At 70.7% G+C, this 21,967-nt stretch carries 13 protein-coding genes; 3 read left to right on the top strand and 10 right to left on the bottom strand.

Going from position 1 to position 21,967, the window contains the following annotated elements:
- Positions 1–345 precede the first annotated feature (345 nt).
- On the top strand, positions 346–2,268 hold the full coding sequence (locus G4D87_RS07965) for a membrane dipeptidase (protein WP_163780551.1): 1,923 nt from the start codon (positions 346–348) through the stop codon (positions 2,266–2,268).
- Between the two features lie 166 nt (positions 2,269–2,434).
- A complete protein-coding gene (locus G4D87_RS07960) occupies positions 2,435–3,250 on the top strand; it encodes a siderophore-interacting protein (protein WP_163780549.1) in 816 nt (271 codons plus the stop codon).
- Here the strand turns inward: G4D87_RS07960 and mxcL are convergent.
- From mxcL to G4D87_RS07910, 10 genes are all read right to left on the bottom strand, one after another.
- A complete protein-coding gene (gene mxcL, locus G4D87_RS07955; protein WP_163780547.1) occupies positions 3,247–4,521 on the bottom strand; it encodes a myxochelin B biosynthesis transaminase MxcL in 1,275 nt (424 codons plus the stop codon). The two genes, G4D87_RS07960 and mxcL, sit on opposite strands and share 4 nt — an antisense overlap.
- A gap of 12 nt (positions 4,522–4,533) precedes the next feature.
- Positions 4,534–5,763, bottom strand: a complete 1,230-nt coding sequence (mxcK, locus tag G4D87_RS07950) for a myxochelin export MFS transporter MxcK (protein ID WP_163780545.1) — start codon at positions 5,761–5,763, stop codon at positions 4,534–4,536.
- A gap of 16 nt (positions 5,764–5,779) precedes the next feature.
- Positions 5,780–7,132 (bottom strand): class II 3-deoxy-7-phosphoheptulonate synthase, encoded by a 1,353-nt coding sequence (locus tag G4D87_RS07945; RefSeq protein WP_163780543.1) that lies wholly within the window; start codon positions 7,130–7,132, stop codon positions 5,780–5,782.
- Entirely contained in the window at positions 7,129–11,469 is a 4,341-nt protein-coding gene (gene mxcG, locus G4D87_RS07940) for a myxochelin non-ribosomal peptide synthetase MxcG (RefSeq protein ID WP_163780541.1), read from the bottom strand. The genes G4D87_RS07945 and mxcG overlap by 4 nt, the downstream gene beginning before the upstream one ends.
- A gap of 60 nt (positions 11,470–11,529) precedes the next feature.
- The gene (locus tag G4D87_RS07935) at positions 11,530–12,429 is read right to left on the bottom strand and encodes an isochorismatase family protein (RefSeq protein WP_163780539.1); all 900 of its coding nucleotides are present in this window, start codon (positions 12,427–12,429) and stop codon (positions 11,530–11,532) included.
- Between the two features lie 13 nt (positions 12,430–12,442).
- Positions 12,443–14,089, bottom strand: a complete 1,647-nt coding sequence (locus tag G4D87_RS07930) for a (2,3-dihydroxybenzoyl)adenylate synthase (RefSeq protein WP_163780537.1) — start codon at positions 14,087–14,089, stop codon at positions 12,443–12,445.
- Entirely contained in the window at positions 14,086–15,294 is a 1,209-nt protein-coding gene (dhbC, locus tag G4D87_RS07925) for an isochorismate synthase DhbC (RefSeq protein WP_163780535.1), read from the bottom strand. The genes G4D87_RS07930 and dhbC overlap by 4 nt, the downstream gene beginning before the upstream one ends.
- A gap of 148 nt (positions 15,295–15,442) precedes the next feature.
- Positions 15,443–16,216, bottom strand: coding sequence for a 2,3-dihydro-2,3-dihydroxybenzoate dehydrogenase (locus G4D87_RS07920; protein WP_163780533.1), 774 nt, complete (start codon positions 16,214–16,216; stop codon positions 15,443–15,445).
- Between the two features lie 180 nt (positions 16,217–16,396).
- Complete coding sequence (locus tag G4D87_RS07915) at positions 16,397–17,869, bottom strand: multicopper oxidase family protein (protein WP_163780531.1); 1,473 nt, start codon at positions 17,867–17,869, stop codon at positions 16,397–16,399.
- A complete protein-coding gene (locus tag G4D87_RS07910) occupies positions 17,866–19,290 on the bottom strand; it encodes a TolC family protein (RefSeq protein WP_240358094.1) in 1,425 nt (474 codons plus the stop codon). Before G4D87_RS07910 ends, G4D87_RS07915 begins: the two co-directional genes overlap by 4 nt.
- 514 nt (positions 19,291–19,804) lie before the next feature.
- Here G4D87_RS07910 and G4D87_RS07905 point away from each other — a divergent pair.
- The coding region (locus G4D87_RS07905) for an ABC transporter permease (protein ID WP_240358093.1) at positions 19,805–21,967 on the top strand (2,163 nt) is incomplete at its 3' end.

The raw sequence follows: 21,967 nt of genomic DNA, 5'->3' as shown, positions 1-21,967 counted from the left end.
GACCCACAGGCAGCCACAAGCGTCAGCAGCACCGGGAACGCACGCCAGGACTTCGTCATCAGCAGCTCCGTGAGGTCGAGATCGTCTTGGAGCGTCAATCTGTGAATGGCGGGGGTCCGCCTCACCTGCCCACGGGTCCTGAACGCCGTTTGTAACGTGACGCTTCACACCGACTAACGTCCCCGCCAGAGGCGAACAGTCGTCATCACAAGGGGTTCCACCGCCGATTCACCGTGTGACACCTGTCAGTTCCATGCCCCAAGAAAAAGTTGGAAACATTGAAAAACAGGACGCACTCCTGGTACTCCGGTAGCACCTCACCGCGGTATCGGAAAGGTGTCCTGCATGCAGCGATATATCGGAGCAGCCCCACGGCGTTTCCTGTCCCTCTCACTCATGTCCGTCATGGCGCTGAGCCAAGGGTGCCAGCCCACGGATGAAGACATGCCTGTCGAGGAGTCCGCGACCGGCGAAGTCGCACAGCCCGTCGCGGTTCCGGGCTTCGCGGAGATGCACCACCACATGTTCGCCGAGGAGGCGTTCAGCGGGGGTTGGTTCCACGGCAAGCACAACGGCTCCCTGGTGAGCTGTGACGGTGGCTTCCCGGAGAGCGACCATGCGCGCGTCCGCATGGACCTGGGCTCCATGCTCAACGTGTGTCCCAACGCGGGCGGCGTGGACCTGGGCGGCGTGCCGGTGCTGTCGGAGATGTTCGGCGTGGGCGGCGCGGTGGCGTCGGAGATCATCGGGCAGGTCGAAGGGACGGAGGGCGACACGGGCCTCCACCTGGGCCGGATGAGCGTGCCCACGCAGTGGCCGCGCTGGGACACCATCGCGCATCAGCAGGCCTGGGAGGGCTGGCTGCGGCAGGCGCACCTGGGGGGCATGTCGCTGGTCACCATCTCCCTGGTGAGCAACGAGTTCCTCTGCAAGGCGCTGCCGTACCAGAACATCAAGCGCCCTTGCGACGAGATGGTGGACGTGGACGTGCAGCTGCAGATGGCGCGTGACTTCGACGCCCGCACGTCGTGGGCGGAGATCGCGCTGACGCCGGCGCACGCGCGGCAGATCATCGCCTCCGGCAAGCTGGCCATGGTGCTCTCCATCGAGTCGAGCAAGCTGTTCGGCACCAAGAACTGGCAGACCGAGCTCAACCGCGTCTACTCGCTGGGCGTGCGCTCCATCCAGCCGGTGCACCAGCTGGACAACCGCTTTGGCGGCGCGGCGCCCCACAACGCCATCTTCCAGGTCGCGCAGTTCCTGGAGAACTGTCACGTGGACACCGACTGCGGCCTCACGGGCAACGGCTTCACGCTGGGCTTCAACGTGGACGCCAACTGCAAGAACACCAAGGGCCTGACGACCGAGGGCCGGGCGCTGGTCGCGGAGATGATGAACAAGGGCATGCTCGTCGACGTGGCGCACATGTCCGAGCGCTCCGTGAACGACACGTTCGCCATCGCCCAGGGCCGCAACTACTACCCCATGTACATCTCCCACGGTCACTTCCGTGAGGTGATGCACCCGGGGCTCGCCGCCAACGAGAAGACGACGCCCGCGTCCATCATCCGCTACCTGCGCCAGACGGGCGGCATGTTCGGCCTGCGCACCGCGCACGACGAGACGCGCGACTACACCCGCACGCCGGTGGCCAACAACTGCCAGGGCTCCACGCGCTCGCTGGCGCAGGCCTACGAGTTCGGCCGCCTGGGCCTCAAGGTGAACATGGGCTTCGGCGCGGACCTCAACGGCTTCATCCAGCAGACCCGCCCGCGCTTCGGTCCCCACGGCGCCTGCTCGGCCGGCTTCGCCGCGGAGGCTGCGGCCCAGGCCCAGCAGCAGCTCACCTCCGGCCCGCCGCCGCTGGGCACGGACTTCGACAACTATGGCCTGGCCCACGTGGGCCTGCTGCCGGACGTGGTGCGTGACTTGAAGCAGCTCGGCGTCAACACCACGGGCCTGGAGGGCTCGTCCGAGACGTTCATCCGCATGTGGGAGCGCGCCACCGGTACGCGCACCGGCATGGCGGACAGCGCGACCAACATCGACACCAGCGGCGTGGCGGCCTACGTGCCGAAGGAGACCCGCGCGTCCTGGTACCCCTCCACCTCCACCTGCACCAACGACAGCCACTGCGCCAGCACCCAGTACTGCGGCTGGGGGCTCAACGCCGGCAAGTGCCAGAACAAGAAGGCCCGGGGCGCCCTCTGCGGCAGCGCCCGCGAGTGCCTGTCCAACAACTGCCGTTGGACCATGACCTGCGGCTGAGGTCGCTCCCTGGCATGTGCGCGGAGCCACTCAGCGCACATGCCAGGCGGCCCCGCGGCGGACCGCTCGCTGAAGGGCGGCACGCCGCGGGGCTCCTTCATTCGTTGCCCGACCGGGGATGCCATGGTATCGAAAATGAGAGTCAATATCGATACCTGGAGCATTCGTGACGACGACGACTGAGCGTGTCTATCGACGGGGACCGTTCCCCGTGAAGTTCCGCCTCCTGGAGGTGAAGCGGGTGACGCGGGTGACGCCGCAGATGGTCCGCATCACCCTGGCGGGCGAGGACCTGGAGGGCTTCTACAGCCCCGGCGCGGACGACCACGTGAAGCTGCTGTTCCCGGAGGAGGGCAAGCGCATGCCTGTCATCCCCACGGTGACGCCCACGGGGCTGGTGCTGAAGGAAGGCGAGCGCAAGCCGGACGCGCGTGACTACACGCCGCGCCGGTACGACGCCGCCGCGGGCGAGCTGGACATCGACTTCGTGGTGCACGGCACGGGGCCCGCGACGACGTGGGCGAGCAAGGCGCGGGTGGGGGACTTGCTGGCCGTGGGTGGGCCGCGCGGCTCCACCTTCGTCGCGCAGGACTTCGACTGGTACCTGCTCGCGGGTGACTCGTCGGCGCTGCCCGCCATGGGCCGCATCCTGGAGGAGCTGCCGGAGGGGACGCGCGCCATCGTGTTCTGCGAGGTCCCGGACGCGTCGGAAGAGCAGCGGTTCACCACCCGCGCCAACGCGACGGTGACGTGGCTGCACCGCAACGGCGTGGAGGCGGGGCACTCGGATGTGCTGCAGCAGGCCATCCGCGGGCTGGAGTTCCCCGCGGGGGACTACTTCGCCTGGGTGGCGGGTGAGGCGCACACCGTGCGCCCCATCAAGGACCACCTCATCAACGAGCGTGGCGCCAACAAGAGCTGGGTCCGGGTGACGGGCTATTGGAAGCGCGGCACCTCGGACCACCACGACGCGAAGGGCTAGGCCGCCGCCGGCTTCGCGAGGGAGCGGAGGACCTCGCCCGTCATCTCGATGGCGTAGTCAATCTGCTCCTCCGTGTGCGCCGTGCTGAGGAAGGTGACGTCGCGGCGCAGCAGGATGCCCCGGCGGGCCATGCCCGCCTGGAAGGGCTGCATCTGCTTCGCGTGCTCCGCCGGGTCCTTGGCGAACAGGAAGAAGGGAATGGCGTCGTAGCCAATCACGCGCAGCGACGCGCCCGCGGCCTCCGCCTGGGCGTTGACGCCCTCGCGCAGCTTGCGGCCCAGGCGGGCCAGGTGCTGGACGTAGGCGCCATCCCGGTAGCCCTTCAGCACCGCCTCGCACACGTACAGCGACAGCAGCTCACCGCCGAAGGTGGTGGACACCTGGAGCTCGCTCAGGCGGCTCAGGTGCTTCGCCGGACCGGCGATGGCCGACAGCGGCATGCCCCCGGCGATGCTCTTGGACAGGGTGACGAAGTCCGCGCGGACGTCGAAGAACGCCTGGGCGCCGCCCACCGCGAGCCGGAAGCCGGTGACGACCTCGTCCAGGGCGAACAGGACGTTGTTCGCGGTGCACGTGGCGCGCACCTGCTGCAGGAATGCCGACGTGAGGGGCCGGTTGTAGGGCACCGACAGCAGCACCAGGGCGAGCTCGCTGGCGTTCTGCTCGATGGCGGCCAGCAGGGCCGGCTCGTCCGGAGGCGTGAAGAGCGGCATCCGGAGGGTCAGCGCCGCCAGCGCGGCCGGGACGCCCGGCGTGTCGAACATGAAGTGGTCGTGCCAGCCGTTGTAGCCGACGGTGATGATCTTCTGCTTGCCGGTGATGTGGCGCGCCAGGCGCACGGCGGCGGACGTGGCATCCGCGCCCGTCTTGAAGAAGCGCGCCATCTCCGCGCCGGGGATGAGGTCCACCAGCGTCTGGGCGGCGGAGACCTCCACGGGCGTGGGCAGCGAGTGGAGGACCCCTTCCTCCAGGTGCTCCCGGATGGCGTTCAGCACGGCCGGGTCATTGTGGCCCAGCATGTTGGCGCCCAGGCCGCCGATGAAGTCGATGTACTCCTGGCCGTCCACGTCCTCCACCAGCGCGCCCTTGCCCTTGGCCAGGAACACGGGGAAGGCGCCAGGCGCGAACATCTCCGGGCGCTTCATCATGGACTGCGTGACGCCGGGGACCAGCCGCCGCGCCTCGGCGAGGAGCTGGTTGGAGCGGTCGAGCTTCAGCTCGCCTTGAATGGGACGAGGCAGGGAGGGGTGCTTCTTGAGGGGAGTGTCCATGGACGTTTCCTTCTACGGGGCGAGAGGGAGACTGCGATTCTCTGGGGCGGCGCTACGGCCAAAGGTCCAGAGGATGAAGAGCGAGACGGTGGTGACGCCCACGGCGAGCCATCCGGCCAGCCCGAAGCCCACCAGCCCACCGCCCGGCGCGGTGGCCAGCATCAGGCCGCTGGCCCACGCCGCGAGCCCGGAGGCGCCGTCACTGGCGGCCATGTTCATGGCCATGTACCGCCCGCGCAGCGGCGGCGGCACCCGCGCGGAGATGAGCGCGATGGTGGGGATGGGGCGCGTGGACGTCAGCGACATGAAGAGGACGAAGGCGACCATCACCACCGGCAGCGGCGAGGCGGGAAGGTGCGTGAAGCCCAGGTGCGGCACCAGGGTGCCCACCAGCAACAGCCCGAGCACCCGGGCGGGGCCGAACCGGTCCACCCAGCGGCCCACCTGACGGGCCGCGAGCAGCGTGGCGGCGCCGCCGGCCAGGTACACCCAGGGCAGGTCGGTCTGCTTCAGCCCGAGGTTCCCGACCATGAACGCGCTCAGGTACGGAATCAGCAAGAAGCTGGAGAAGGCGACGCTGAACGTCAGCAGCCAGCCCAGCGCGAAGCCCGGCGTGAAGAGCGCCGTGACGGAAGGCGCCTGACGCTCCGTGCCCGGGGTGACGTGTGCATCCAGCCGCGGAAGCACGGCGAGCAGCCCGAACCAGAGGAGGGCCCCGAGGACGCCAATGGCCCAGAAGGGCGCGCGCCAGCCGAGCAGGTTGGCCAGGCCCAAGCTCAGGGGGACCCCCGCCACCGCGGACAACCCGAGCGAGGACATCACCGTGCCAATGGCCTGGCCACGGCGCTCACCGGGGATGGTGTCCGCGATGATGGACATGATGACCGCGCCCATGAGGCCCGCGCAGCCTCCCGCGAGGCTCCGGGCCACCAGCAGCCACGCGTGGCTCTGCGCCGCGCCGCAGGCCAGCGTGGCTGTGATGAACCCCCCCAGGATGACCAGCAACGTGCTTCTGCGGCCAAACCTGTCGACCCACGCGAGCCCCAGCACGCCCATGGCGGCGGAGGCCAACGTGTAGGAGGACACCAACGTTCCGAACTGCGCGGCTGACAGACTGAACAGCCGCATGAACTCCGGACCCAGCGGCAGGACGATCATGAAGTCCAGCAGGTGGGTGAACTGCACGCCCGCCAGCAGCAGGATGAGCAGCCGCTCCTGACGCGGTGAGAAGGTGGCTGTCACGAAAGGCTCCAGCGATTCAGGCCGCACGGGCTTCGTGCGCGCGAAGGGAGGGCATGGACTCGGCGACCAGGAAGGCCAGCTGCAGGGCCTGGTCCGCGTTGAGCCGCGGATCGCAGTGGGTGTGGTAGCGGCTGGAGAGGTCGTCTTCCGTCACGGGCTGGGGGCCGCCCAGGCACTCGGTGACGTTCTGCCCGGTCATCTCCAGGTGCAGGCCACCCGGGTGGACGCCCTCCGCGGCGGCCGCGTCCATGAAGCCACACACCTCCGTGAGGATGCGGTCGAAGGAGCGCGTCTTGTAGCCATTGCCGGCCTTGTGGGTGTTGCCATGCATCGGGTCGATGGACCAGATGACGGGGCGGCCGTCCCGGCGGGTGGCGGCCATGAGCGGGGGCAGCCGCTCCGCGACCAGGTCCGCGCCAAACCGCCCGATGAGGGTGATGCGGCCCGGGATGCCTTGGGGATTGAGGACGTCCATCAACCGGAGCACCTCGTCGGGCTCCATGGTGGGGCCACACTTGATGCCAATGGGATTCTGGAGTCCGCGCATGAACTCCACGTGGCCGCCGTCGAGCTGGCGGGTGCGCTCGCCAATCCACAGCATGTGCGCGGACGTGTCGTACCAGCCGCGGCCGTCAGGCTCGGCGCGCGTCATGGCCTCCTCCACGTTGAGGAGCAGGGCTTCGTGGCTGGTGAAGAAATCAATGGCGCTGGAGCCGCCGCGAGGCTCCGGGCTGACGCCCAGCGCCCGCATGAAGGACAGGGATTCGAGGATGCGGTCCGCCAGCAAGCGGTTGATGCCGCCCTGGGGCCAGCGCTGGGGCTCGGCGAGCTCCTCGTAGCCGCGCTGGGCGAAGGCGCGCAGCAGGTTCAGCGTGGCGGAGGACTGGTGATAGGCCTTGAGCAGCCGGCCCGGGTCGGGCGTTCGCGCCTGGGCGTCGAACTCCATGCCGTTGATGATGTCCCCGCGGTAGCTGGGCAGGGTGACGCCGTCCAGCGTCTCCGTGGGGTTGGAGCGCGGCTTGGCGAACTGCCCGGCGATGCGGCCCACCTTCACCACCGGACGGTTGCCGGCGAAGGTCAGCACCATGGCCATCTGCAGCAGCAGCCGGTAGGTGTCCCGGATGTTGTCGGTGGTGAATTCCTTGAAGCTCTCCGCGCAGTCGCCGCCTTGCAGCAGGATGGCCTTGCCTTCGGCGACCAGGGCGAGCCGGGAGGTGAGCCGGCGCGTCTCCTCCGCGAAGACGAGCGGCGGCAGGCGGGACAGCTCGGCCTCGGTCTGGGCCAGGGCCCGCGCGTCCGGATAGTCCTCCGGCATGTACTTGACGGGCTTGTGCCGCCAGGAGTCTGGCGTCCAGGTGGGGTTCGTCACGGGAGTGCCGTTTCAGTAGGAGGGCGGGTTGCGGGCACGGGCGGCAGCAGGCCGCGCGCGATGCAGGAGTCGAGGTATCGGTACAGCAGCGCACGGTCCGTGGGCGGGCAGGTGATGCCCGTTCCCTCGAGCGCTTGATGGACCCGCTCACAGCGGATGGGGCCTAGCCCGAACGCGGGCACGTCCGTGCCCGAGCGCAGGTCGAAGAAGGCGAGCGTGGACTGGTGCTCCCCGGTGCCGGCGCGCTCGGCCACGCGGTCGCGCCACTCCCCCACGGAGCAGTGCTCCACGGGATAGCCGTAGTCACGGACCCAGGCGAACAGCTCCCGGAGCTTCACCTCGGGCGTGGGGCAGAGGTTGAACACCGTGGGCGGGCGGGCGTCGCGCGCCATGCGGACGATGGCTCCCGCCACGTAGTCCACGGGCGTCCACACCTCGGCGACGTCGAGCTGGGGCAGCGCGCCCACGGGGATGCCGGCCAGCAGGATGCGCCACACCAGGTCCTGCGGGTTGACGATGGCGCTGTCGGGCGCACCCACCACGCGGCCCAGCCGGTACACGGCCACGGGGAGGCCGCGCGCTCCGGCTTGTTCGACGAGCCGCTCGGCGATCCACTTGCTCTGCTGGTAGCCGTCGCGCAGGCCCGGGTGCGCGGGCACGAAGGCCTCCGGGACGTCGGGGCTGACGTCCGTCTGCGGCGCCACCGCCAGGGTGGAGACGTAGTGGAAGGGCTTGGCGCGGACCGCGGCGGCCAGGCGCAGCAGCTCGCGGGTGCCGCGCACATTCACCGCCTGGAGGCTGCCGTATTCGCGCACCACGCTGACCACGGCGGCGTTGTGGATGACGGCGTCACACTCCGAGGCCAGCCCTTGGAAGCGCGCCGGGCTCAGGCCCAGCCAGGGCTGCGTGAGGTCCGAGGGCAGCGCCACCACGCGCTCCATCAGGTGTTCAGGGGCGAGCTGCTGGGACGCCAGCGTGGCCTGGATGCGCTCCAGGGCGTGCGCCTCGTCACGAGCGCGGACCAGGCACACCACGCGCGCGTCCGTCTGGCGCAGGAGCTGGTGGAGCAGGTGCGCCCCGACGAAGCCCGTGGCGCCGGTGAGGACGACCTGCCGCAGCCGCGGGGACTCGGCGGCCTCCACCTTGAGCGGGGGGACGATGTCCTCGGACAGCACGGCGTCGGCGAGCATGCTCTCGGTGAGGCCCCCGGCGTCGGAGGCGCCGTCGCTGCCGTGCTCCAGTGCCTGGGCCAGCCCGGCCGCCGTCGGGTAACGGAAGACGGTGGCGACGGGAATCTCGCGGCCCAGCTCGACGCTGAGCCGGTTGGCGACCTGGATGCTCTGGAGCGACTGGCCGCCCAGGTCGAAGAAGTCGTCCTGCGCGGACGTCGTCGTCACGCCCAGCACCTCTTCCCAGACCTTCAGCACCACGCGCTCCAGGGCCGTGGTTCCCTCCGTTGGGGTCGCGGCCTCCTCGGTGGGCAGCAGGCGGCGCAGCTCGGCGCGGTCCAGCTTGCCGGTGCTGGTGCGCGGCAGCCGCTCCGTGAAGACGAAGGTGCCGGGCACCATGGGGGCGGGCAGGCCGTCCAGCAGGTGCTGCCGCAGCTCGGCCACGGTGGGCGCGGGCTGCGTGGTGACGACGTGCGCGCACAGCCGGCGCGAGCCGCTGGGGAGCACCTGTCCGACGACGGCCGCCTCGCGCACGCCCGGGTGGCCGAGCAGCGCCGTCTCGACCTCGGATGGGTCGATGCGGTGCCCGCTGATCTTGAACTCGTCGTCGACGCGGCCCACGAAGACAAGCTGGCCGTCCTCGCGCAGCCGGGCCTTGTCGCCCGTGCGGTAGGCGCGGGGGCTTCCCGGCAGGGCGTCGAGCGTGATGAAGCGCGTGGCGGTCAGCGCCTCGCGGCCCAGGTAGCCCCGAGCGAGCGCGCCGCCCAGCAGGTGGAGCTCGCCTTCCTCACCCGTGGGGACGATGCGGCCCCGCGCGTCGGCAATCACCGCGCGCACGCCCGGCAGGGGGCGGCCGATGGGCACGTCGTCTCCGGCGGGCGTCACGTCGGGGCCGCCGCTGAGCGTGGCGACAGTGGCGACCACGGTGGCCTCGGTGGGGCCGTAGGTGTTGAGCAGCCGGACGTGAGGGCCGGCGGAGGCCCGCCAGCGCGCGACGCGCTCGGGCAGCGCGGCCTCACCGCCGATGATGACGGTGCGCAGCGACGGCGGAAGCCGGGCCGCGCCCGTGGACACGCTGTAGGCCAGCTCGTGCCAGAAGGCCGTGGGCAGGTCCAGCAGGGTGATGCCATGCGTGGCGCAGGCCTCCAGCAGCCGGGGCACCGACTGGAGCATCTCGTCCGTGCGCAGCACCAGCGTGGCGCCGGCGCAAAGGGAGACGAAGAGCTCCTCCACGCTGGCATCGAAGTGCAGCGGCGCGAACTGCAGCACCCGGTCCTCGGACGTCACCTCGTAGCGGAACGTCGCGCCCGCCACGAAGTGGGCCAGGGCGTCGTGGTCAATCTGCACGCCGTTGGGCTGGCCGGTGGAGCCGGAGGTGTAGATGACGTAGGCCAGCGGCGCGCCTGGCTGGGTCGCAATGGCCGGCAGCTCCGGGCCGGCGCGCCGGTGCACCGCGAGCTGCCCGGGGGCCTGCGGAGGCATTCCGGCCGTGAGGTCCTTCACGGCGCTGCGCACCGTCAGGCGCGGCGCGGCGTCATCCAGGATGGCCTTCGTCCGGGACTCGGGACCGAAGGGGTCCACGGGGAGGTAGCCCGCGCCGGAGAAGAGGACACCCAGCGTGGCCACGATGGCGTCGATGCTCCGGGGCAGGGAGACGGCCACCAGCGTGTCGGGCCGCGCGCCGTCGGCCCGCAACTGCTCCGCGAGCGCCTGGGCGGACTGGAGCAGGGCCGCGTAGGTGAGGCGGTGCTCGCCATGCTCCACGGCGATGGCCTCCGGCCGCGCGCGCGCCTGCTCCTTGAAGAGCTCCAGCACGGGCCGCCGCGGAATCGGCAGGGGACCGCCATCCACGACGGAGGGCCGTGCGGGGGCCGGCGCCGCGCGCACGGCCTGCTCGGGCGAGGCCACCAGTGACTCCAGCAACTGGAGGAAGCCGCGCTGGTGGGCGTCCAGGACGTCGGGGCTGTAGCAAGCGGGGTTCGCGTCGAAGTCCACGCGCAGTCCGCTGCCGTCGGAGCGGGCGTACATGCCGATGGACAGGTCCTCGACGGGGCCCGCGGAGAGGTTGTGGGCGAAGGCCGGCATGCCCGCGAAGCGCAGGGCGTAGTCGAACGGCATGATGTTGACCACGGGGCCGAAGAGCCGCCGCTGGCCACCCACGCGCTTCAAGTCGCGGCGAAGCTGCTCGTAGCGGTAGCGCAGGTGCGGCCTCATGGCGCGCAGCTCCGCCGCCACGTCGCGGGCCATGGCGAACAAGCCCGCGCCCGGGCGAACCGGGACACGCAGCGGAACGATGTTCATGGCCATGCACGGCACGCGGATGGCGGCCGAGCCCAGGCGAGTCATCACCGGCAGCCCCAGCACGACTTCGGGCACACCGGTGTGCTGGTGCAGCCAGGCCGCCGTCGCCGCGAGCACCAGGTCCGGCCACGTGAGCCCGGCCTGCTTCGCGGCGGCCTGCAGCCGCTCCAGGTCCGCGGGTGACAGGTGCCGCGTCTGGCGCACGAACCGCGGCGACATGGGCGCGGGCTCCGCGAGCGTCACCGGCGTGGGGCCCTGGGTGAAGCGCTCCACCCAGAAGGCGCGGTCCGCGGCGTGCTGCGCGCCCCCCTGGTAGGCGGCGTCCTCGTCGATGACGGCGCGGAGCGAGCCGAACCCGTTCGTGGCGGGCTTGCCCGTCACCCGGGCCGTGTAGAGGTCCGCCACGCGGCGGGCCACCAGCGAGAAGCCGAAGCCGTCCAGGGCGATGTGGTGCGCCCGCTGGAACCAGAAGAAGCGGTCCGGCGCCGCCTTGAACAGCGCCTCCGCGAACAGCGGGCCCTGGCCCAGGTCCACCGTGCGCGTCAGGTCCTCGTGCATCCAGGCCTGCGCCGCGGCCCAGGGGTCGGGCGTGTGACTGACGTCGGCGACGTGCAGCCGCCACGACGCGCGGGGTTGAACGAGCTGCACGGGGCCGGAGGCGCCGGGGACGAAGCGCGCGTGGAGCGCCTCCGCCTCGTCGATGGCCTGGCGCAGGGCGGACTCGAAGTGCTCCACGACGAGCGGCCCGCGGAGCTCGATGCACTCCCCCGCGTTGTAGACGGCGCTCGTGAGGTCGAACTGCTGGCCGACCCAGATTCCATGCTGGGCCGCGGACAGCGGCCAACCTGCTTCGTGTGTTTCGCCCATCGCCAGGGACTCCCGTGTGTTCATGCGTCAGGGGCGCGAGGTGCCTCGCGCACCGCGGAGCTACGCGGCGTTCCGGGAAGCGGGCGTGTTGCCCAGGGAGAGCAGCGTGAACCAGTCGGAGAGCGTCGGCCGTTCGGCCAGCTCCACGAAGGTGGTCTCCGCGCCAGCGGCCCGCCACTTCTCCACCAGCGTCATCAGCCGGATGGAGTCCATTCCGCGCTCGAGCAGGTTGTCGTCGTCACCCAGCGCCTCCGGCGGCTCCTGGAGCAGCTCCGCCACGTCCGCGCGCACCTGCTTGCGGGTCAGCATGCTGGACGTGGAGACGGGCCCCAGCGCGTCGAGCACCAACTGCGTGGTGGTGGTGACGGCGCACAGCTGGGCCGCGTAGCTCAACGCGAGCTGGTGGTGCGCCAGGGAGAAGTCACCCAGCGCGTCGGCGATCAGGAAGGGCCGCACGTCGCTCATGAAGGCGTCGCTGGCCGTCTGCAGGCAGCCGATGTGCGCGTAGATGCCGGAGATGAGGATTTGATCGCGGCCCAGCTCCTTCATCTGGTCCATCAGGTCCGTCTTGCGGAACGCGCTGTAGCGCCACTTGGTGAGCTGGATGTCACCTTCGGCGGGCGTCAGCGCGTCGATGATGCGCTTCTGGTCCGGGCCGCCGTTGATGCCGCCGCCCCAGAAGTCCAGCAGCAGCCCGCGCTGCTCGGGCGTCTGGCCCCCCGGCTGGGCCGAGTACACGACGGGGATGCCCAGCGCCGTGCAGTGCTGGCGCAGCCGCTGGATGTTGGCGACCAGCTCCGTCACGGGCGACTGGCCCTGCGCGAAGGCCTCCACGAAGTAGCGCTGCATGTCGTGGATGAGCAGCACGGCGCGGCTCGGATCCGGCGTCCAGGAGACCTTGTTCTTCGGCAGGTCGGCGGCGCCGGGCATGGGATAGGGAGCGATGGCGGGGAGCGCCATGGGGGAGTTCCTTTCAGCGCGTCGCGCGCGAAACCGGAGTGGGGGAGGGAGCGCCGGCGAGCACGTCGCGCAGCGCCTTCTTGCTGACCTTGCCGACGCCCGTCTTGGGGAACGCCTCGACGAACTCGACCCGGTCGGGAATCTTGAAGGCGGCCAGTCCCCGCTGGCGCAGGAAGGCCGTGAGCACATGGGGCGCGGGCGGCGTGCCGCGCGCGATGACGAAGGCGCAGGTGCGCTCGCCCAGGAACGCATCCGGAACGGCGACCACCGCGGCGTCGTGCACGTCGGGGTGGGCCAGCAGGTGGTTCTCCACCTCCTCGGCCGCGACCTTGTCTCCGCCCCGGTTGATCTGGTCCTTGGCGCGGCCTTCCACCACCAGGTAGCCCTGGGGCGTCACGCGGACCACGTCACCGGTGTGGTAGAAGCCGTCGTCGGTGAAGGCCTTCGCGTTGTGGGCCTCCGCCTTGTAGTAGCCCCGGATGGTGTACGGCCCGCGCGTCAGCAACTGGCCCGTCTCGCCCGGCGCCACGTCTTCGCCGTCCTCGTCCACCACCCGGAGCTCGTCGTCCGGGGAGATGGGCCGGCCCTGGGTGCTGACGATGAGCTCCTCGGGGTCATCCAGGCGCGTGTAGTTGACCAGGCCCTCGGCCATGCCGAACACCTGCTGCAGCGTGCAGCCCAACGTGGGCTTCACGCGCTGGGCCGCCTCGGTGCTGAGGCGCGCGCCACCGACCTGGAGCACCCGCAGGCTGGCGAGCTGGTGCCGGCGCGTCCGGGCCGCGTCCATCCAGACCATGGCCAGCGGCGGCACCACCGCGGTGATGGTGACGCGCTCGCGCTCGATGAGCGGGAACACCGTGTCCGGGCTGGGGTTGGGCGCCAGCACCGCCGTGCCGCCCGCGTAGAAGGTGCCCAGCACGCCCGGCGAGCTGAGCGGGAAGTTGTGCGCCGCGGGCAGCGCGCACAGGTACACGCTCGCCTCGTCGAGCTGGCAGACATCCACGCTGCCGCGCAGGCTGTAGATGTAGTCGTCGTGCGTGCGCGGGATGAGCTTGGGCACGCCCGTGCTCCCGCCGGAGAGCTGGAAGAAGGCCACGTCGCTGGGCGCGGGCCCGGGCGGCAGCGCCGTGGGCGCGGCGTACAGGCTGCTCAGCGCCGTGAAGGGGCCCTCGTCACCGGCGACGAGGACGTGCTTCAGCGTGGGACAGGTGGTGCGCACCTGCTCGGCCAGCGTGCGGTAGTCGAAGCCGGCCTGCTTGTCCGCGATGACGTAGGCCACCGCCTCCGTGAAGGCGCAGAAGTAGCCAATCTCCGACGCGCGGTGCGCGGGCAGCGCGAACACCGGGAGCGCGCCCAGGCGGAAGAGCGCGAAGATGACCTCGAAGAACTCGGCCACGTTGGGCAGCTGCACCACCACGCGGTCCCGGGCCTGGATGCCCAGCGCATGAAAGCCGGCGGCCAACTGGCTGACGCGGGCGTCCAGGTCGGCGTAGGTGAGGCGGCGCTCACCGGCCACCAGCGCGGTCCGCTCGCCGTGACGCTGGGCGCGCTCGTGGAGGAGCTGGCCGAACGTCTCGCCGCGCCAGTAGCCGGCCTCGCGGTAGCGGGCGGCGTAGGCCTCCGGCCAGGTGGGGCAGCCAGGGAGGAGGGGGGACGTCATGACTGCACCCCGGCACCCTGGCCCAGGCCCATGGCGTGGAGCATGGTGCGGAACTTGGCCTCGGTCTCCGCCAGCTCGGACTCGGGCGTGGAGCCCACCACGATGCCCGCGCCCGCGAAGAGGCGCAGGGTGCGCTCACTGGCCTCCGCGCAGCGGATGGTCACCGCCCACTGGCCGTCACCCGTGGCGTCGCACCAGCCCACCGTGCCGGTGTAGTAGCCGCGCTCGAAGGGCTCGATGGAGCCAATCGCCTCGTGCGCCAGCCGCGTGGGGTAGCCGCACACCGCGGGCGTCGGGTGCATGGCCGCCGCCAGCGTCAGCGAGGAGATGGAGGGGTCGGCGAGCTCGCCGGTGATGCGGCTGGACAGGTGCCACATGGTGGCGGTGTTCACCAGCGATGGCGCCGCGGGCACGTTCAGCGTCTTGCAGTACGGCCGCAGCGCCTCCGCGACGGCGTCAATGACGACCGCGTGCTCGTGCAAATCCTTGGGGGACTTCAGCAGCGCGGCGGCGCGCTCCTGGTCCTCCAGCGGGTCCGCGCTGCGGGCCGCGGAGCCGGCCAGGGGATTGGCGACCACCTGGAACCCGGAGCGGGACACGAGCAGCTCGGGGCTGGCGCCAATGAGCGTGCGGAGCCCCGCGCCACTGGCCCCGTCCTGCTGGGGGAGGTCGGCGGCGAAGGTGTAGCCGGACGGGTTGCGCTGCGCGAGGTTGCGCAGCAGCTGCCGCAGGTCGATGGGGGCGGTGGCGTTGAGGTGCAGCGAACGCGACAGCACCACCTTCTGGAGCGGCCCGCTCTGCATCAGCTTCAGCGCCTGTGCGACGCCGCTCAGGTACGCGGCGGGCTCCGGCACCGGCTGGACGGTGTAGCTGGCGCTGATGGGCCGCTGCACCGGCACGTCCTGGTCGAACACCAGCGGCCCGGCGCGCTGGAGCGTCAGCGGCACCACGAGTTGCGCGGGCACCGAGCCGTCGAAGGGCACCGCGCCCACCGCCACCGGGATGTCGTGGTCGGCCTGACGCGCGTCATTCAGCACCGCCGTCACGCGCTCGGGGAGCCGCGCCAGGGCATCCGCGCCGCCCAGGTGCGGCACCGTGGCGAAGGTGCCGCGCGCCAGCAGCGTGCGGCGGGGCGTGGCGAAGAAGAACGAAGCGCCAGCCTCGTAGCTCTCGAGCAACTGCGCGGCGAGTGTCTGCGGTCCCATGGGGTGTTCCTGCTCCTTCGGCTCAGCGGGCGTCGCGCACAGGGCGCCACACGGCGGCGCCTCGGCGACAAGTGGTGAAGTGGATCCTAATAATCATTCTCAATAACTTGATGGACGTGGGCCTGAGCGGGGCCGCGCGAGGGCGGGGTCAGGCGTCGAGCGTCGCGCCCCCGTCGACGCGGAGGTCGTGCAGGGTGATGTGGCGTGCCGCGTCCGAGACGAGGAACCGCACCGCGTTGGCGATGTCCTCTGGGGTGGCGATGCGTTGCAGCGGGATGCCCAGTCGGTAGGCCTCGGGCGAGCCGGCAATCACCGCCTGCGCGCCGGAGTCATCCGCCCAGAGCGCGCGCTGCATGGCGGTGTCCGTGGAGCCGGGGGACACGACGTTGCAGCGGATGCCGTGCGGGGCCAGCTCCAGGCCCAGGCACTTGGTGAACATGCTGGATGCGGCTTTGGAGGCGGCGTACGCGGCCATCTGAGTGCGGGGCATGGCGGCGGCGTTGGAGCCCACGGTGACAATGGCACCGCCGCGCCGGGGCACCATGCGCCGGGCTACGGCGCGGGACACCTGGAACACGCCCACGGTGTTGACGGAGAAGGTGAACGCCCAGTCCTCGTCGCTGTAGGACAGGACGGGCCCCGTGCGCAGGACGCCCGCCACGTTGGCCAGCACTTCAATGGGGCCCAGCTCCCGCTCGATGCGCTCCACCACGGCGTCGACCGCGGCGACCTCACTCACGCTGGCCGGGTAGGCCACCGCGTGTTGATTCTTCTGCCGGAGCTCGGCCACCAGGGAGGACAGGCCGTCCGCGTGGGTGTCGACCGCGGCGATGAGCGCATCGCCCGCGAGCGCACGCGCCACCGCCGCGCCAATACCTTGTGCGGCTCCTGTGACGAGCGCCACCCGGGTGGGCGTTCCCATGTCCCTGCTCCTCCTGCTGGATGCCGCGCCCGATGGGGGGCAAATTGGATAATGAGAATGATTCTCATTATTGATGTGGCACAGATATGTGCCACGCAGCGTCAGGGGTGTCAAGAAGGGAAGTAAGGAATTGCCGGTAACGAAAATTGCAATGGCCGCCCGGTCGGGCTGTCAAAAGGCTCAGGCCGGTGCGCCGGGCTCGACCGGGGCCGGGGCATTCACGTCGATACCGTCCCGGCGCAGCTCGTCAGGGCTGGCCGCCACGGCCAGGGTGCCGGGTGGGTTGTCGTACCAGCCTGGGTCCGCGTAGCGCGCCAGCCGTTCGCGAACCTTGAGCACGGTGAACATGCCTCCCACGCTCATGAAGCCATGCTTGCCCTGCGCCCCCAGCATGGGAATGGAGTTGGGTGGGACGGGCATCTTCATCTCCGCCATCCCCGTCTGGCCCATCGTCATGTAGCCCGGCAACAGCGGGCGGACCTTCGCGTCCAGGTCCCCTGGCTTCACGCCAATCATATTGGGGAACGCATGGCCCATCTGGTTCATCATGTGGTGTGTCATGTGACAGTGCAGGGCCCAGTCCCCTGGCACGTCCGCCACGAACTCGATGACGCGTGTGCTGCCCACGGGGACGAGCACCGTCCCCTCCGGTTGTTGCGCGGACTCGGGGACGCGCCCGCCATCCGTTTCGGTGATGCGGAAGTGAAAGCCGTGCAGGTGGATGGGGTGGTGGTTCTGCGGGCTCAGGTTGCCCAGCCGGATGCGCACCCGCTCGCCCTTGCGCACCACGAGCGGCTCCGTGCCCGGGAACGCCTTCGCGTTCATGGTGAGCACGTTGAAGTCCGTCATCTCATTCGGATTGGGCCGTCCCGTGCCGACGTCGATGCGCCACTCATGCAGCAGGATGACGAAGTCCCGGTCGACGCGGGGCCCCACGGGTCGGCGCGGGTGGATGATGAACATGCCCGTCATCCCGAGGCCAATCTGCGTCATCTCGTCATGGTGCGAGTGATACATGTTCGTACTCGCCTGGCGCAGGGTGAACTCGTACCGGAACGTCTCACCTGGGGCGATGGACTTGTGACTGAGTCCGCCCACGCCGTCCATGCCGCTGGGAAGCAGGATGCCGTGCCAGTGGACGGTGGTGGCCGCGGGGAGCCGGTTCGTGACGTAGATGCGCACCCGGTCACCCTCCACCGCTTCGATGGTGGGACCGTGGACCCGGCCGTTGTAGCCCCAGCAGCACGCGTTCAATCCCGGGGCAAACTCATGCTCCACCTCCTCGGCCACCAGGTGGAAGACCTTCACGTTGTCCACGACCTTCCACGGCAGCTTGGCGCCATTGGGCACCACCACGGGCCGGTAGCTCCGGTGGGGCTGTCGTACGCGCCGCTGGCCGGTGTCAGTGGGGGCGCCCTCGCGAGGCCCGGAGGCCCCTGGGACGACCGACTGGGCGCGCGCCGCGGAGCCGCTCAGCAGCAGTGCGCCACCGGCGAGCGTGGCCCCCGTGGTGACAAGCAAGGTCCGCCGCGTCAGCGCGTCCTCGGAGCCAGCCTCCGGAAGGTCTCCAGGAGTCCCCCTGCGCTCCTGCGCTCCGGGGGCGTCGTCCTCACGGCCCGAGGCGTGTTCGGTTTCAGTCGCGCGGGTGCTCATGGGGCCTCTCCGTGCCCGGTGTGCGTCCCGGGCTGTGCTGGCTGGGTGGGCGAGGGCGTGGGTGCGTCGCTGCCCGCTCGCAGCCGGCCGCCCACGAGCTGCTCCAGGTCGGCCCGCGCCATCCAGTAGTCGCGGACGGACTCGATGTAGCCTTGATACGCCTCTACCTGCTCACGCCTGGCCGTGAGCAGTTGAAAGAGGCCTATCTGCATGGCGTTGTACTGGAGCTGCGACTGCGCGACGACCTTCTCACGAAGGGGCAGCACCACCCGCCGGTAGCGTTCGGCCATCAGGCGCAGCGACAGCAGCCGGGCGCGGGCGGCGCGAACCTCCGAGCGGGCATTGACGGACAGCGCCATCAGTCGCCGCTCGCCCTGGCGGTGCTGCGCTTCCAGCCGGGCGATGAGGGCCTGGCGCTGGTCGAATATGGGCAACTCCAAAGACAGGGTCGGGCCAAAGAGCCTGGGGCCGTTCGCGTCCTGGTGCTCGTGAACGCCCACGTCCACGCGCCCGAAGAAGCGTGTACTCCGCGCGAGCTCCAGCGCATTCCAGAGCAGCAGGGTTTGCTTTCGGGCCGCGTCGATGTCCAGCCGTTGACGGATGGCGAGCGACTCCAGGTGCTCCAGTGAGGCCTCCTGGTCAGGCAACGGCGGGAGCTTCTCGGAGAGGGTCCACTGCGTGCGTGGCCCCCACAGCCCCATGAGGCGGTTGAGGTGCTCGCGGGCCTCCACCAAGGCGAGCTCACCCTCCGCCAGCTCGAGCCGAGCGCCCTCGGCGGCTGCTTGTTCACTCGCAAGGTCCAGCTCGGTGATGTTGCCCGCGGTGCGCAGCCGGACGGAGAGGTCCGCCGCCGCCTCGGCCACCTGGAGCGCCATGCGGCGCAGCTCCACGAACTGCTGGAGGGACTGCACCTGACGGAAGGCCTTGCGCACCTCGGCCGCGGTGGCCAGCGCTTCGTGCGCCACCCGGAGCGTGTCGGCCATGAACTGCTCCTGGGCGACGCGCTTGCGCAGGGGCAACGTGAAGAGGTCCACGAAGTCCTGCACCAATGAGACTTCGTGCTCTGACACGCCACGCCCGGCGATGGGGAAGCCGATGCTCCCGTCCAACGTCGGGTTGGAGAGCAGGCCGGCCTGAACCATGTCGGCTTGCGAGACGCCCAGGTCCTCGTAGGTGGCTTGGAGCGTCGGATTGTTGAGCAGGGCCACCTCCACCGCACGGTCCGAGGTGAGGTCCTCCTTCAGGAGCGCGTCGAGATGGCGCGCGACCTCGGCGTCCTCCGGAGTGCCCTGGTTCCAGCGCGTCTTGCGGCCCAACCGCTCCTCGACGAGCGCCGCTACCTCCGCGTGGCCCCGCTCTTTCTGGATGGACGTGCAACCTCCTGCGAGCAGCGCCGCGCCCACGCGCAAGGCCCGCCTCACGGAGGTCCGCCGTGTCCGGGGGCGTGGTCAGGGTCGGGCGACGCAGCACCCGGGGGCCCCGCGTCCCGTGCCTCCGTGCCACCAGGTGCAGGCACCTCCGGAGTGGAGGCCGTGAATGCGGTCAACCCGGGCGCATGAGGGGCCTCGGGCGCATCCGGATTCGATGGGTCCATTGACGCGGGCAACCTCTTCGGCTCGGAGACACAGGCAGCGCAGGAGGCGATGCTCGCCAGCACCAAGAGGTTTCGGAACATGGGGACCTCGATGGGGGGGCCGTACCACCTGCCTCCGCTCGCCGAAAGTCACCGATGGCGCACTGACGCTCCGGAACATTGAAGCTGTCGGGAATCCGCAGCTTGGGCCCAGCGCGCCTTGCTCGAGGTCCGGGCGCTTGTCCGATGATGGGATTTCGCGTGCCACAGGCGAACGCGGGGCACGCCCCGGCCGGGTGCACACCGGGCCCTGTCCGAAGCGACGCTTGATGGCGTTGGAGTTGCAACGGAGCCGGTCCTTCATGTCCCAGCTTCTTCAGGACGTTCGCCTGGCCCTGCGCCGCATGCGGCGTGAGGCCGCCTTCACGCTGGTCCTCATCGCCACGCTCGCGCTGGCCATTGGCGCCACCACCGCCGTCTTCAGCGCGGTGTATCAGGTGCTGCTGCGGCCGTTGCCGTACCGGGCGCCGGAGCAGTTGGTGACGCTGTACCAGTCGACGCCTCAGCGCGAGCGGCTGGGCGTGTCGCCGCGGTCGCTCCAGGCCTGGCGCGAGCGTGCATTCTCATTCCAGGGGCTGGAGGGGCTGTCGATACGCGACATCACCTTGGCGGGTGACGGCGAGCTGGAGCGGGTGCGCGCGGGGCGGGCAACGGCGGGCCTGTTCTCGCTCCTGGGCGTGCGGCCGTTGTTGGGACAGGACTTCCGAGCGGAGACGGACGCCAACGGCCTGCTCCTGTCGCATGCGCTGTGGCAGCGGCGCTTCGGTGGCCGCCCGGACGTGGTGGGACAGACGTTGAGGGTGGATGACCAGCTCCACACGGTGGTGGGGGTGTTGCCCGCGGGCTTCCGCTTCGCACCGGACGTGGAGGCGTGGAAGCCGTTGGTGCTGTCCGCGGAGGAGTCGGCCGGAGGGGTGTGGCTGCGCGTGGTGGGCCGCCTGCGTGAAGGTGTGTCCGCGCAGCAGGCACGCACGGAATTGACGGACCTGGGCGCCGCGCTGGTTCGCGAGCCGGGCTTCGCTGAGGAGCCCGCCGGGGTGCGGCTGGTGCCCTTGCACACGCAGGTGGTGGAGGGCTCCCAGGAGCGGCTATGGCTCCTGGCCGGCGTGGTGGCGCTGGTGTTACTGGTGGCCTGCGCCAACGTGGCCAACCTGTTGCTGGCCCGGGCCTCCGCGCGGGAGCGCGAGGTGTCAGTGCGCGTCGCCCTGGGCGCGGGCCGAGCGCGGCTGGTGCGGCAGTTCCTGGTGGAGAGCGGGATGCTGGCGCTCATGGGGGGCGCCGCCGGCCTGCTCCTGGCGATGTGGGGCATGGAACTGCTGCGCGCGCTCATGCCACCTCAGTTCGTGGACGCCGAGGCCCTCCGCCTGCAGCCGCATGTCCTGGGCATCGCGCTGGTGCTCTCGGTGGTGACCAGCCTGCTCTTCGGCCTGGTCCCCTCGCTGCGGGTGTCGCGCGCGGATGCGCGGGGCGTGCTGGGCGGGCTGCGAGGCGGCGCGGGGGCCACGCGGCGTGAAGGCGGGCGCGTGGTGCTGGTGGTCGCGCAGGTGGCCCTGGCGCTGATTCCGCTGGTGGGCGCGGGCCTGATGCTCCGCACCCTCCAGGCCTTGAGCGCGGTGCCGCTGGGCTTCAATCCCCAGGGCGTCACGGTGGTGGACCTCTCCCTGCCTTCGTCGAAGTACCGGGAGGAGGCCGCCCAGCGCGCCCTCTTCTCCAGCGTGCTGGAGCGGGTGCGCGCGCTTCCGGGCGTGACGTCCGCGGGCATGTCGAGCACCGTGCCCCTGTGGGGGCGCAATGGCCTGGCGCCGGTGCTGCTGCCGGGCGAATCGGCAGCGCAGGCGGACTCCCGGGAGCGGGTCCTCTTCCGCACCACCAGCGACGGCTATTTCAGCACCCTGGGCATCCCGGTGAAGGAAGGGCGCGCCATCGAAGCCTGGGATGGGCCGGGCACCGCGCCGGTGGTCGTGGTGAACGAGACGTTCGCTCGCCGCTACTTCCCCGGGCGGAGCGCGGTGGGGCAGCGCGTGCAGCTGGTGCTCGACGGTGAGCCCTTCCGCGAAGTCGTGGGCGTGGTGGGGGACGTCCAGCACAACAGCCTGGACGCCCCCCCGGCCAGCGAGGCGTTCGTCCCCATGGGACAGCTCTGGGGACTGCACATGCTGCTCACCGTGCGTGCCTCGCAGGACGCTGCCTTGCTGGCTCCGGTGCTGCGCGAGCAGCTTCGCGCCGTGGCCCCCGCGCTCCCGAGGGCCCCCGTGCGCTCGCTGGAGTCCGTCGTGGACGCCAGCCTTGGCCACACGAAGGTGCTGGGTTCGCTGCTGGTGGCCCTGGCGGTGCTGGGGCTGGTGCTCGCGGGCGTGGGGCTCTACGGCGTGTTGTCCTATTCGGTCAGTCAGCGGACGCGCGAGCTGGGCATCCGCATGGCGCTGGGCGCGACCGGGCAACACCTGGTGTGGCGGGTGGTGGGG

This window comes from Myxococcus vastator, from assembly GCF_010894475.1.
Taxonomy (GTDB): domain Bacteria; phylum Myxococcota; class Myxococcia; order Myxococcales; family Myxococcaceae; genus Myxococcus; species Myxococcus vastator.
The sequence above is the reverse complement of the archived record's forward strand: the minus strand, read 5'-3'. Positions and strand labels throughout refer to the sequence as shown.